The organism is Rhodococcus aetherivorans, assembly GCF_025722975.1.
In the GTDB taxonomy this organism is placed as follows: Bacteria; Actinomycetota; Actinomycetes; order Mycobacteriales; family Mycobacteriaceae; genus Rhodococcus; species Rhodococcus aetherivorans.
In genome coordinates this window covers 6086726-6100129 of record NZ_CP106982.1, presented here as the reverse complement: position 1 = coordinate 6100129, position 13404 = coordinate 6086726, and the positions used below count along the sequence as shown (strand labels likewise).

The 13404-nt window shown below is 71.3% G+C and carries 11 protein-coding genes; 9 read left to right on the top strand and 2 right to left on the bottom strand.

The window, feature by feature from the left end; all coding sequences use genetic code 11:
• Positions 1 to 103: 103 nt before the first annotated feature.
• Both OCS65_RS27885 and OCS65_RS27880 read right to left on the bottom strand, forming a co-directional pair.
• On the bottom strand, positions 104 to 1234 hold the full coding sequence (locus tag OCS65_RS27885) for a glycosyltransferase (protein WP_044476002.1): 1131 nt from the start codon (positions 1232 to 1234) through the stop codon (positions 104 to 106).
• Positions 1235 to 1314: 80 nt separating this feature from the next.
• Positions 1315 to 1794 (bottom strand): DUF2231 domain-containing protein, encoded by a 480-nt coding sequence (locus tag OCS65_RS27880; RefSeq protein ID WP_263508328.1) that lies wholly within the window; start codon positions 1792 to 1794, stop codon positions 1315 to 1317.
• Positions 1795 to 1926: 132 nt separating this feature from the next.
• Between OCS65_RS27880 and OCS65_RS27875 the strand changes: the two genes are divergently transcribed.
• The 9 genes from OCS65_RS27875 (at position 1927) to OCS65_RS27835 (ending at position 13401) form a co-directional block, all read left to right on the top strand.
• On the top strand, positions 1927 to 2679 hold the full coding sequence (locus OCS65_RS27875; RefSeq protein ID WP_006937156.1) for a MerR family transcriptional regulator: 753 nt from the start codon (positions 1927 to 1929) through the stop codon (positions 2677 to 2679).
• Positions 2680 to 2752: 73 nt separating this feature from the next.
• On the top strand, positions 2753 to 3973 hold the full coding sequence (gene glf, locus OCS65_RS27870) for a UDP-galactopyranose mutase (protein ID WP_006937155.1): 1221 nt from the start codon (positions 2753 to 2755) through the stop codon (positions 3971 to 3973).
• Complete coding sequence (locus OCS65_RS27865) at positions 3970 to 5898, top strand: glycosyltransferase (RefSeq protein WP_006937154.1); 1929 nt, start codon at positions 3970 to 3972, stop codon at positions 5896 to 5898. The genes glf and OCS65_RS27865 overlap by 4 nt, the downstream gene beginning before the upstream one ends.
• The gene (locus OCS65_RS27860) at positions 5882 to 6418 is read left to right on the top strand and encodes a phosphatase PAP2 family protein (protein WP_006937153.1); all 537 of its coding nucleotides are present in this window, start codon (positions 5882 to 5884) and stop codon (positions 6416 to 6418) included. Before OCS65_RS27865 ends, OCS65_RS27860 begins: the two co-directional genes overlap by 17 nt.
• Complete coding sequence (locus OCS65_RS27855; protein WP_006937150.1) at positions 6415 to 7320, top strand: decaprenyl-phosphate phosphoribosyltransferase; 906 nt, start codon at positions 6415 to 6417, stop codon at positions 7318 to 7320. The genes OCS65_RS27860 and OCS65_RS27855 overlap by 4 nt, the downstream gene beginning before the upstream one ends.
• 58 nt (positions 7321 to 7378) lie before the next feature.
• Entirely contained in the window at positions 7379 to 9256 is a 1878-nt protein-coding gene (locus OCS65_RS27850; protein WP_263510389.1) for an arabinofuranosyltransferase AftB family protein, read from the top strand.
• A 306-nt stretch (positions 9257 to 9562) separates the two neighbouring features.
• Positions 9563 to 10573, top strand: a complete 1011-nt coding sequence (locus OCS65_RS27845; RefSeq protein ID WP_043801799.1) for an alpha/beta hydrolase — start codon at positions 9563 to 9565, stop codon at positions 10571 to 10573.
• Between the two features lie 216 nt (positions 10574 to 10789).
• Positions 10790 to 12697, top strand: a complete 1908-nt coding sequence (locus OCS65_RS27840) for an alpha/beta hydrolase-fold protein (RefSeq protein ID WP_168578914.1) — start codon at positions 10790 to 10792, stop codon at positions 12695 to 12697.
• Between the two features lie 152 nt (positions 12698 to 12849).
• Positions 12850 to 13401 carry a DUF732 domain-containing protein gene (locus OCS65_RS27835; protein ID WP_050034380.1) on the top strand — a complete coding sequence of 184 codons (552 nt, stop codon included), beginning with the start codon at positions 12850 to 12852 and terminating at the stop codon, positions 13399 to 13401.
• The last annotated feature ends 3 nt before the right edge of the window (positions 13402 to 13404 follow it).

Here is a 13404-nt window from a genome sequence, read left to right as displayed (position 1 = left end):
CCTCAGATCGCCGCGACGGCCTCGTCGTTCTCCGCGACCGCCCTCGCCGCCGCCGGCGTGTGGACGGGTGGGGCTGCGCTGGCGGCGATCTCGTCCGGCCGGCCTACCGCGCGGTTCCGGCCGGGTGCCCGGGGTCGCCGAGGACCGCGAGCATCCTGTCCACCGACGTCGCCCACCCGAACTGCTCGGCGCGACGTCGCGCCGAGCGGCGCAGGAAAAGGTCTGGGGCGCTCAGCAATTCGTCGATCGCGTCGGCGAAGGCCGCGTCGCGGTCGGCGGACAGTACCCCGCACTGGGGGGTGAGGATCTCGGTGAGCGCCGACGACCGCGACGCCACCACCGGGGTGCCGGCGGCCAGCGATTCGAGCGCCGACAGGCAGAACGTCTCGTGCGGTCCCGGGGCCAGCGAGACGTCGGCGGTGGCGAACAGCGCGGCCAGCCGATCGGGGTCGCCGATGAATCCGGTGAACGTCACCGGGAGCCCTTTCGCCTTGTGCTCCAGGGCGTGACGTCGCGGCCCGTCGCCCGCGACGACCAGGTGGACGTCGTGCCCGCGCCGGTGCAGCAGGCGCGCCGCGTCGATGCTGCGCTCCGCCTTCTTCTCGACGGACAGCCGGCCGCAGTGCAGCAGCAGCCGGGACGAGTCCGGTAGGAGCCGCTCGCGCAGGCGGCGGTCGTGGCGGGCGGGGTGGAAGCGGTCCAGGTCCACGCCGAGCGGCACCCGCACCAGATTCGGCGTGCCGATGCGGGTGAACTCCGTGCTCGCGAATTCCGTCGTGCACACCACCGTGTCGTAGTCGGTGGCCATCCGCCGGTTGGCCAGGTCGGCGGCCCGCCGGGCGACTGGCGCCGGCAGCACCTGGCCGAGGAGGCGGTCGAGGCGCTCGTGGGAGACGACGACGCTGCGCACGTCGCGCCGGCGCGCCCACCGCCCGAATCCGCGCAGCGTCAGCCGGTCCGACACCTCCACCGCGTCGGGCCGCAGGCCGCGCAGCACGTCCGCGACGCGCCGCGGGTCGGCCACCCGGTACCCGCCGGTCCACGGGACGACCGGTGCCGGCACGGTGATCCGCAGGACCCCGTTGCCGAGCAGTTCCTCGCCGCGACGGGGTCCGGGCACGATCAGCGCGACGTCGTGCCCCCGCGCGGTGTACCCGCCGCCCCACTGGTGCAGCGCGGTGCGCAGGCCGCCCGACCGGGGGCCGTAGAAGTTGGCGAGCTGAACGATGCGCACCGTTCTCATTGAGCCGGGACGCGGCGACGGGGGTGGCAACGGCGCCGGGCGCCGCGGTGAACGCGCGTCGAATCTCTCCGTCAGTCGGCCGTCGCGGGGGGCACGCGGCCGGTCCACACGGCCTCGGCGCCGGACTCGCCGACCCGGACGGTCTGCACCGTCGCGCCCACCGCGGCGACGACGGCCAGCACCGCCGCGACGACGGTCAGGGCTCGTCGCCCGCCGCCGTCGCCGCGGCCGCGCAGCACGTGCGCCCCCGCGAACAGCGCCGTCGCGGCGAACAACAGCGCGACGACGAGGGTCATGGTCTCGCCGAGTTCCTCGTGGGCCTCGATCAGCGGGGTCTCGCCCAGGGCGCCGGCGAGCTGCTCGCCGGTCTCGGCGGTGAGCGGCGTCAGCACCAGCGCCGCGGCCGCCAGCACCACGACCGGCCACAGGAGGTGCCGGCGCGCGGCCGGCCACAGCGCGCACAGGATCAGCCCTGTCGACACCAGAGGCACCAGCACGACGACCGCGTGCACGAGCAGCGGGTGAGCGGGCAGTCCGCCGATCAGCGTCATACCGTTTCTCCTTCCGGCCGGAGCGTCCAGGGAAACCGTAGGCGCCGATCCGGACGAACGGGATCCGAACGGGCTTGACGTTGACGCGACGTCAAGACGCATCCTGGGCGTACCCGACGAGAGAGGCCCGCGATGAAAGGCGAATGGTCCATCCAGGAACTGGCCCGCGCGGCCGGCGTCACCAGTCGCACCCTGCGGCACTACGGCGACGTGGGCGTGCTCGAGCCCAGCCGCACCGGCCCGGGCGGCATGCGGTTCTACGACGCCGACGCCCTGGTCCGGCTGCAGCGCATCCTGCTGCTGCGCGACCTCGGCCTGGGACTGCCGGCCGTCGCCGAGGTGCTCGACGGCCATCGCGACGCCACCGCGGCGCTGCGCGTGCATCTGGAACTGCTCGAGCACGAGCAGCGGCGGCTGGCCCGGCAGATCGAGTCGGTGCGCACCACCATCCGCAGAACCGAGAGAGGAGAGGAACTGATGGCGAACGAAGTGTTCGACGGATTCGACCACACGCAGTACCGCGACGAGGTGATCGAACGCTGGGGCCAGGACGCCTACGACAGCAGTGACCGCTGGTGGCGTGGCATGAGCGAGGCCGAGCGCGACGACTGGAAGTCCGTCGCCGCCCGCCTGGGCGCGGACTGGACGGCCGCCGCGGCCGCCGGTCTCGATCCGGCCGGCCCGGAGGGGCAAGACCTGGCCCGTCGCCACGTCGCGTGGCTCGGCAGCATCCCCGGTACCCCGGGCCACGGGGAGGAGCCGAACCGGGAGTACGTCCTGGGGCTGGCAGAGATGTACGTCGCGGACGAGCGCTTCGCCGCGAACTACGGCGGCCCGGCGGGTGCGGAATTCGTCCGGTCCGCCCTGCGGGCCCACCTGGCCTGACCCGTGCGCGTTTCCGGTCGCTCCCGCTACCGGAAACGCGCACGGCCCCGCGGGTCGCCTACCCTGGTCTTCCGTGACTGCTGCACCCTCGCCCCAGCCTGCCACCCGTGAGTACGACCTGATCGTCGTCGGCTCCGGGTTCTTCGGACTGACGATCGCCGAGCGTGCCGCCACGCAACTCGGCAAACGCGTTCTCGTCGTCGAGCGCCGCCACCACCTCGGCGGCAACGCCTACTCGGAGCCCGAACCCGAGACGGGCATCGAGATCCACAAGTACGGCGCCCACCTGTTCCACACCTCCAACAAGCGGGTGTGGGACTACGTGAACCAGTTCACCGACTTCACGAACTACCAGCACCGCGTGTTCGCGATGCACAAGGGCCAGGCCTACCAGTTCCCGATGGGTCTCGGGCTGGTGTCCCAGTTCTTCGGCCGGTACTTCAGCCCCGAGGAGGCGCGTGCCCTGATCAAGGAGCAGGCCGCCGAGATCGACACCGCGGAGGCGCAGAACCTCGAGGAGAAGGCCATCTCCCTGATCGGCCGGCCGCTCTACGAGGCGTTCGTGCGCGACTACACCGCCAAGCAGTGGCAGACCGACCCGAAGGAACTGCCCGCCGGCAACATCACCCGCCTGCCGGTCCGCTACACCTTCGACAACCGGTACTTCAACGACACCTACGAGGGCCTGCCCGTCGACGGCTACACCGCGTGGCTCGAGAACATGGCGAAGGACGAGAAGATCGAGGTGCGGCTCGACACCGACTGGTTCGAGGTGCGCGACGAGATCCGCGCCGCGAGCCCCGGCGCCCCCGTCGTCTACACCGGGCCGCTCGACCGCTACTTCGACTACGCCGAGGGCCGCCTCGGCTGGCGCACCCTCGACTTCGAGACCGAGGTGCTGCCCACCGGCGACTTCCAGGGAACCCCGGTGATGAACTACAACGACGCCGACGTGCCCTACACCCGCATCCACGAGTTCCGGCACTTCCACCCCGAGCGGGACGGCTACCCCACGGACAAGACGGTGATCATGCGCGAGTACTCGCGCTTCGCCGGCAACGACGACGAGCCGTACTACCCGATCAACACCCCGGAGGACCGGGCCACGCTCTCGGCCTACCGGGAGCGGGCCAAGCGGGAGGCCGCGGAGAACAAGGTGCTGTTCGGCGGCCGGCTCGGCACCTACCAGTACCTCGACATGCACATGGCCATCGCGAGCGCGCTGAGCATGTTCGACAACGCCCTCCTCCCGTACTTCGAGTCGGGCACGCCGCTGGCGGGGGACGCCTCGTGAGCGCCCGGCACCAGCTGGCCGAGCCCGTCGCGCCGGAATCCGAGCTGCTCGGCAGGGCACTGCTGCAGCGGGTGATCCTGCCGCGCCCGGGTGAACCGCTCGACGTGCGCACCCTCTACCTGGAGGAATCGCCGACCAACGCACGGCGCGCGCACGCCGTCGGCCGGACGTCGCTGAACATCGGCGCCGAGTCCGAAGTGTCGATGTGCACCTACTTCAACGCCTTCCCGGCGAGCTACTGGCGACGGTGGAGCACGCTCACCTCCGTGGTGCTGCGCCTCGAGCTCACCGGCCACGGCCGGGCCGACGTGTACCGCTCGAAGGCCGACGCGAGCCGCATCCACGTCGAGGGCCGCGAGTTCTCCGGCGGCGCCCCCGCCGGGGACGACGCCGCGACGGTCGAGTTCGAGATCGATCTCGGCCCGTTCGAGGACGGTGGCTGGATCTGGTTCGACATCACCACCGACTCGGACGTCACGCTGCGCTCGGCGGGCTGGTACGCGCCGGTCGAGGCACCCGGCGAGGCGTCCGTCGCCGTGGGCATCCCCACCTTCAACCGCCCCACGGACTGCGTGAAAGCCCTCGTCGCCCTCGCCTCCGATCCGCTGGTCCTCGACGTCGTGGACGCCGTGATCATCCCGGACCAGGGCACCCGGAAGGTTCGCGACGAGCCCGGTTTCACCGCGGCGGCGGCCGCGCTCGGCGACCGGCTCGCCATCCACGACCAGGGCAACCTCGGCGGTTCGGGCGGCTACAGCCGCATCATGTACGAGGCGCTGAAGACCACCGACTGCCCGTACATCCTGTTCATGGACGACGACATCGAGCTGGAACCGGACTCGGTCCTGCGCGCGCTGGCGCTGTCCCGGTTCGCCAAGAGCCCGATGCTCGTGGGCGGCCAGATGCTCAACCTGCAGGAACGCAGCCACCTGCACACGATGGGCGAGGTGATCAACCGCGCCGACTTCATGTGGACGGCCGCGCCGAACGTCGAGTACGACCACGACTTCTCCACCAAGCCGCTGCGCGACCGCGAGCAGTCGCGGCTGCTGCACCGGCGCATCGACGTCGACTACAACGGCTGGTGGATGTGCATGATCCCGCGGCAGGTGGCCGAGGAGATCGGTCAGCCGCTGCCGCTGTTCATCAAGTGGGACGACGCCGAGTACGGGCTGCGGGCCCGCGCCGCCGGCTACCCGACCGTCACCATGCCGGGCGTCGCGATCTGGCACATGGCGTGGAGCGACAAGGACGACGCCATCGACTGGCAGGCGTACTTCCACCTGCGCAACCGCCTCGTCGTGGCGGCCCTGCACATGCCGGGCGACGGACGCGGCCTGGTGCTCGACACCGTCAAGGCCACGCTCAAGCACCTGCTGTGCCTCGAGTACTCGACGGTGGCGATCCAGAACAAGGCGATCGAGGACTTCCTCGCCGGCCCGGACCGCCTGTTCGAACTGCTGCCCACCGCGCTCGGGGAGGTGCACGCGCTGCGCAAGCGGTTCTCCGACGCCGTGGTGCTGCCGTCGTCGACCGAGCTGCCGCTGCCGTCCGGCGCCGAGGTCGGGGCGGTCGGCGAGCCGCGCGGGGCGGTGCGCAAGATGGTGCGGCTCGCCAAGGGCCTGGTGCACAACGTGCGGCCGGCGCATCCGGAACACCACCAGCGTCCGCAGCTGAACGTGCCGACCCTCGACGCCCGCTGGTTCCTGCTGTCGCAGGTGGACGGTGTGACCGTGACCACCGCGGACGGGCGCGGCGTCGTCTACCGTAAGCGCGACCCTCGGCAGGCACAGGCTCTGCTGTCCGAGGCCGTGCGGCTGCGCCGCGAGCTGGCACGCAGGTTCCCCGAGTTGAAGAACGAGTACCAGGCCGCGGTTCCCGCCCTGACGAGCAAGGAGGAGTGGGAGCGTGTCTTCGAGTCGTGAATGGCCGACCACCGAGGCGGAGATCCAGGTGCTGCAGGCCGTGCAGGCCACGGTCGGCTCCCGGCCGGGAGCGATCGCCGCGGCCCGTGGGCTGTCGCACTTCGGTGAGCACGCCCTCGGCTGGGCGGTGATCGGCGGCGTCGGCGCACTGGTCGACCGCCCGCGCCGGCGGCGGTGGGCCGGGGTCGCGGTCGGCGCCGTGGGCGCCCACGCCGCGTCCATCGTGGTCAAGCGGGTCGTGCGGCGTCCCCGGCCCGTGGACCCGACCATCCGGGTCAACGTGTCGACCCCGAGCCGGCTCAGCTTCCCGTCCTCGCACGCCACCTCGACGACGGCCGCTGCCGTGCTGCTCGGTCGGCTGACCGGGCTACCCTTACCGGCGGTGTTGGTCCCGCCGATGTTGCTGTCCCGCCTCGTGCTCGGCGTCCACTATCCGACGGACGTGCTGGCGGGCGCCGCGCTCGGCGCCGCGTCCGCCGCGGCCGTCGTGCGGGCCGAGAAGAAGTTTGGAGAGAGATGAGCGAGGAACCGGTAGCCGTCGCGGCGCCTCCGAAGAATCTGGCCGAGGGCATCGTCAAGGCGGTTCGCCCCCGGCAGTGGGTGAAGAACGTGCTGGTGCTGGCCGCGCCCCTCGCGGCCGGCTCGGCGACCGAGCTGGACGTCCTGATCCCGGTCGCCCTGGCCTTCGTGGTGTTCTGCATGGCCGCGTCGGGCATCTACCTGGTCAACGACGCGATGGACGTCGAGGCCGACCGCGCCCATCCCACGAAGCGGTTCCGCCCGATCGCCGCCGGCGTGCTGCCGGTGAACCTGGCCTACGGCATGGCGGTGGTGCTGCTCGTCGGCTCGATCGGCCTGTCGTTCCTGGCGAACTGGCAGCTCGCGGTGGTGATGGCGGTGTACATCACCGTCCAGCTGGCCTACTGCTTCGGGCTCAAGCACCAGCCGGTGCTGGACATCGCCATCGTCTCCTCCGGGTTCCTCATCCGGGCGATCGCCGGTGGCGTGGCCGCGGAGATCCTGCTGTCGCAGTGGTTCCTGCTGATCATGGCCTTCGGCTCGCTGTTCATGGCGGCCGGCAAGCGGTACGCGGAGCTGCGGCTCGCGGAGCGGACCGGCGCGAAGATCCGCAAGTCGCTCGAGTACTACACGGGCACCTACCTGCGGTTCGTGTGGACGCTGTCGGCGACGGCGGTCGTCATCTGTTACGGCCTGTGGGCGTTCGAGCGCGACCAGGCCAACGACACCAACTGGTTCGCGATCTCGATGATTCCGTTCGTGATCGCGATCCTGCGGTACGCGGTCGACGTGGACGGCGGGGAGGCCGGCGAACCGGAGGAGATCGCCCTGAAGGACCGGGTGCTGCAACTCCTCGCGCTGGCCTGGATCGGGGCGGTCGGCGGTGCTGTCTACCTCTTCTGACCTCGACGAGGATCTCGGCGCCCCGGCCCGCCGGCCCCGGCCGGCGGGCCGGGGCGGCATGCGGCCGTGGCTGCCGACCGCGGTGTTCTCCGGCGGAGTCGCGCTGACGGCCCTGCTGATGTTCTGGGGCGCGTGGGAGCGTCGCTGGATCGCCGACGACGGCCTGATCGTGCTGCGCACCGTACGCAACCTGCTGGCCGGCAACGGCCCGGTGTTCAACGCCGGCGACCGGGTCGAGGCGAACACGTCGACCCTGTGGACGTATCTCGTGTACGCGGCGGGCCGGCTCAGCGGGGTGCGGCTCGAGTACGTGGTGCTTGCCACGGCGCTCGTGCTGTCGACCGCGGCGGTGGTGCTGGCGATGCTCGGCACGGGCCGGCTGTACCGGGGGCGGCTGCGGGGCAGTGGTGCCACGTTCCTGCTGGTGCCCGCCGGCATGTTCGTCTACATCGCGGTGCCCCCGGCCCGGGACTTCGCCACCTCCGGACTCGAGAGCGGGCTGGTGATCTGCTGGATCGCCCTGCTGTGGCTGCTGCTCGTGCGGTGGGCGACGGTGCCGGGGTTGCCGTCGACCCCGTCGGTGCTGGCGACGGCGTTCGTCGCCGGTCTCGGGCCGCTCGTGCGCCCCGAACTGGCGCTTCTCGCTCTTCCGGCCCTGCTCATGCTGTTCCTCGCGGCCGGACTCACGTGGCGGGTGCGGGTCGCCATGGTGGCGGTGGCCGGTGCCGTGCCGGTGGGCTATCAGATCTGGCGGATGGGCTACTACGGTCTGCCCTATCCGAACACTGCGGTGGCCAAGGACGCGGGCGGGGCGAAGTGGGCGCAGGGCTTCGAGTACCTCGGAAACCTGGTGAGCCCGTACCTGCTGTGGCTGCCGCTGCTGCTCCTGCTGCTCGGTGCCGCGCTCGCGTGGCGGTACCGGGGACCCCGCGAACAGGACGCGCCGAAACGTGAATTCCGTCACAGGGACGGGTCCTTTCCGGCGCGCGCACAGCGCGCGCTGCGCACCCCCGCGGCCGTGGTCGTCTTCATGCTCGGCGCCGCATTGTTGCTCACGCTGTACGCCCTTCGCGTCGGCGGCGATTTCATGCACGGCCGGGTGTTGCTGCCGCCGTTGTTCTGTCTGCTCATTCCCGTCGCCGTGATTCCGTTGCGGGTTCCACAGCGGGCCGAGATCGGCCGCACTCGCGCGACGGCCGTCGCGGGGGCGGCGGGGGTGCTGTGGCTCGGTGTGGTGGTGTGGTCGGCGATCGCTGCGAACACCACCGGCATGCCCGAGGGTGCGGTGGTGGGCCGCTCCGGGATCGTCGACGAGCGGGCGTTCTACGCCCTCAACACGGGCCACCTGCATCCCGTCCGGGCCGAGGACTACCTCGACTACCCGCGCATGCGGGCGATGGTCGAGGCGATCTCCAACACCCCCGACGGCGGGCTGCTGCTACCGACACCGTCGTTCGACGCATGGGACGTCGTGCCGCCGCCGGGGCCGGTGCCGCCGGGCGGAGCCGGCCACACGGTCTACTTCCTCAACCTCGGCATGACCAGCATGAACGTCGGGCTCGACGTGCAGGTGCTCGACCAGATGGGGCTGGCGTACCCGCTGGCGGCGCACACCGAGCGGCTCGAGGACGGGCGCATCGGGCACGACAAGCTGCTCTACCCCGACTGGGTCGTCGCCGACACGGGAATGGTGGACGTGCACCCGTGGCTGCCGGCCTATCTGGACGAGGACTGGGTGGCGCAGGCGCAGGTGGCGCTGACGTGCCCGCAGACGCAGGAACTGCTCGCGTCCTCCCGCGCGGAACTGACGTGGCCACTGTTCAAGCGGAATTTCCGCAACGCGTTCGACTATGCGGACTACCGCTTCGACCGGGTGCCGAAATACGAGATCCAGCGCTGCGGCCTCGCGCTTCCGCCCCCGCGCGACGGGGGCTGACGCGGTCGTCCGGCCCGCGAATTACATCGATGTCGTTTTCGCCCCGGTGGGCCCGTGCGGTCCGCCGGGCGTATCTCGGTATGATCACAGTCGATAACGGATGTGTAACGCATCGGGGGTGCAGGCCGATATCGAAGCCGACACACGGTTCGTTGACCTGGGTTACCGGGGGTTTGTCAGAGCTCACGGTGTCCTTTACAGTCTTGACCGCAGTGTGACTTGTGACGGCCCGCTCGGTCGTCGCCGCCGGTATCCGACGGGGGACGCGCACGCGGACGCCGCAGATCGAGAAAGAGAGCATTGTTCATGCGTTTTGTCCCGAGGTTGTCGCAGCGCCTCCGCAGGCGCGTGCTCGGCGTGGGTGCCGCAGCCCTCGTTCTGCCGGTTGCCGCCGGCGTCGCCGGAAGCACCGCCGCGCTCGCCGCTCCCGCAGCCGCCGCCCCGATCTCGCATCGGGCACCAGCCGGCGGTTTCGAGGAAGTCTTCGTCGACTCCGACATGGGCCCGATCAAGGTGCAGATCCAGTGGGCCGCCCGCGGCGGTGACGCGGCGCTGTACCTGCTCGACGGCCTGCGTGCCCGCGACGACGCGAACGCCTGGAGCTTCGAGACCAACGCGCGCGACCAGTTCGCCAACGACAACGTCACCCTGGTGATGCCGGTCGGCGGCCAGTCGAGCTTCTACACGGACTGGTACGCGCCCAGCAATCTCAACGGCCAGGACGTCACCTACAAGTGGGAGACGTTCCTGACGGAGAAGCTGCCGGACTACCTCGCCACCCGCGGCGTCTCGCGCAGCAACAACGGCATCCTCGGCCTCTCGATGGGCGGCAGTGCCGCGCTGACCCTGGCGGCCTACCACCGCGACCAGTTCAAGTTCGCCTCGTCGCTCTCCGGCTACCTGAACCTGTCGGCCCCGGGCATGCGTGAGGCCATCCGCGTCGCGATGCTCGACGCCGGCCGCTTCAACGTCGACTCGATGTGGGGCCCGCCGTGGAGCCCGGCGTGGCTGCGCAACGACCCGTTCGTGTTCGCGCCGAAGCTCGCCGGCCTGTCGATGTACATCTCGGCCGCCAGCGGCCTGCCCGGCCAGCACGACAACCCGCAGGGCCTGGTCGGTGTCTACAACACGGCCAACGCCATGGGCCTCGAGGCGCTCGCGCTCGCCCAGACCCGCGCCTTCCAGATCAAGCTGGCCACCCTCGGCATCCAGGCCCGCTTCGACTTCCCGGCGCGCGGCACGCACTCCTGGAAGTACTGGGAAGAGGAGCTGTGGAAGGCTCGCCCCCAGATCCTCGAGGCACTGAACGCCTACTGATCGCGCCGAACTCCCCGGCGCACACTGACGGTACGCATGCCGCCCCACGACCCGCGAGGGACGAGGGGCGGCATGCGCCGTTTCGCGGATCGTTGACAAAAACCACACCCGTCACAGCGCGGCGCCCCCACCCGGCGCCCGTTCACGTGTAGAAACAGTCTTCGAGACGCGGGGCCCGGTCGCCCGCCGACGCCCCAGCAACGCAGAAAGTGAGCGATGCCGATGCGAACAGTGCTTGGCGGACGTCGAACCGTGCGCGCCCAGCAGCCGGCGCCGCGTGCCCGCCGGGGCCGGCGGGTCCTCGGGGCGGTCGCCGCCGCGCTCGTCGCGCCCCTCGTCGCCGGAACTCTCGCGGCCGGGGCCGCGTATGCGGAGCCGGTGGACCGCAGCGAGCCGACCGCCGTGCAGGCCCCGGCCGGGGTCACGGTGCAGCGCGTCGACTGGTTGACCGACCGGCGCGTGGCCCTGTGGGTGAACTCGCCGGCCATGGGCACCCCCATTCAGGTGCAGCTGCTGCTCGCCCGGGACTGGAACATCGAACCCGAGGCGCGGTTCCCCGCCGTCTACATGCTCGACGGCCTGCGCGCCCGCGACGACGAGAGCGGCTGGACGATCGAGACGGACGCCGAGGCCTTCTTCGCGGACAAGAACGTCAACGTGGTGCTGCCGGTGGGCGGGCAGTCCAGCTTCTACGCCGACTGGATGGACCAGAACAACGGGCGCAACTACCAGTGGGAGACGTTCCTGACCAAGGAGCTCCCGCCGATCCTCGAGGGCAACTGGCGCACCACGAAGGACCGCGGCGTCGTCGGCCTGTCGATGGGCGGCACCGCTGCGATGTTCCTGCCCGCGCGCAACCCCGGCTTCTTCAAGTTCGCGGGGTCGCTCTCCGGCATCCTCACCACCACCACCCTGGGCATGCCGCAGGCCATCCAGTACGCGATGCAGGACGCCGGCGGCTTCGATTCGTCGGCCATGTGGGGTACCCCCGGCGGCGAGCAGTGGGCCGCCCACGATCCGTACCTGCTGGCGGACAAGCTCGAGGGCGTGAGCCTGTACGTCTCCAGTGGCAGCGGCAGCACCGGCCCGTACGACCAGCCGTCGGGTATCCCGGGCGTGAGCACGAACTACGCCGGCATGGGCCTCGAGATCCTGTCGCGGCTCACCTCGCAGGCGTTCGCCACCAAGCTCAACAAGATCGGCATCCCTGCGCAGGTGGTCTACCGGCCGTCGGGCACCCACTCGTGGCCGTACTGGGAGTTCGAGCTGCACCAGCTGTGGCCGCAGCTGGCCAACGCCCTCGGAGTGGAGGTCACGAAGCCGAACTGCAGCGCCGCCGGCGCGATCGGCGCCGCAGCGGCCGCCGGTCCCTGGATCGGCGACTGCCTCACGCCGGAGTACGCCGTCGCGGGCGGGCGCGTCCAGGACTTCCGCTTCGGCCGGATCTTCTCCTCCACCGACGGCGGGGCCCGCCCGGTGGCGGGTGCGATCGGCGGGGCCTACCAGGCCGCGGGCGGCCCGGGGGGCCCGCTCGGCTACCCGACCACGGAGGAACGCGGCACCCCCGACGGCCGCGGCCGGTTCAACCACTTCCAGCAGGGCTCGATCTACTGGACCCCGCAGACCGGGGCGCACGCCGTGCGCGGCGCCATCCGCGACGAGTGGGCGCGGCAGGGCTGGGAGGGCGGCCCGCTGGGCTACCCGGTGGCCGACGAGGTCGCCACCCCCGGCAAGCCCGGCGTGGTGCAGGGCTTCGAGATCGGCGCCCTCTACTGGAGCGAGCCGTTCGGGGCCCACGCCGTACAGGGCATGATCATGGGCAAGTACGCCGAGCTCGGCTACGAGAACGGCTGGCTCGGGTTCCCGAAGACCAGCGAGATCCCCGTCAAGGACGGTGGCCGGTTCAACGAGTTCGAGGGCGGCAACATCTACTGGAGCCCACTGAGCGGGGCGTGGTCGGTCCGCACCGGGCCCGTCTTCGACGCGTGGAAGAGCGCCGGTTACGAGAACGGTCGCCTCGGCTTCCCCGTCGGCGACGAGTTCCCCATCCCCGGCGGTGTCCAGCAGAACTTCCAGGGCGGATTCGTCACGGTCGTCGACAACGTGGCCACCGTCCGCCCCTAGGATCGGCCCTCGCACACCCGGTGCCGCCACGGCGGCCCCGCGACCACCGGATCGGGCGGTGACCGCGACCCATGGGTCCGGTCACCGCCCGGTCCTCATCTGTAGCCTGGGCACTGCCCATTTCCGACGATTGGATGCGAGGACACCACCACATGCCTGCACGGACCCGTTCGAGCCTGACCCGCGTCCTGGGCGCCGGCGCCGCGGCGCTCGCCGCCGCCGCCCTCCTGGGCGCCTGCGGTAGCGACGATTCCACGGCGACGAGCACCCCGTCGACGTCCGTGTCGGCGACCACCTCGACATCCGCCGCGGAGACCACCTCCGGCGAAGCGACCACCACAGCCCCCGGCGACACGGCCACCACGAGCCCGGGCGAGGCCGCCACCGCGCCGCCGGCGCAGCCGGAGACCGAGCCCGGATTCCCGGGCCCGACCGAGGTGCCGGTGGACGACCGCGGCCAGGCGTTCCTGGACGGGCTGCGGAAGCAGGGCGTGGAGCCGGCCGCGGACGGCAGCATCGCGATCAACACCGCCAACTACATCTGCGCCGCGACCGCCCAGGGCAGCTCGCCCGAGGAGATCAAGACGATCGTGACCGCATCGGTGGGCAGCGAGGCCGCGGCCGCCGGCAAGGAGATCTCCGAGGCCGACGCCGCGACGACCGCCGACGTCTACATCACCGTCGCACGCGACACCTTCTGCTAGGAG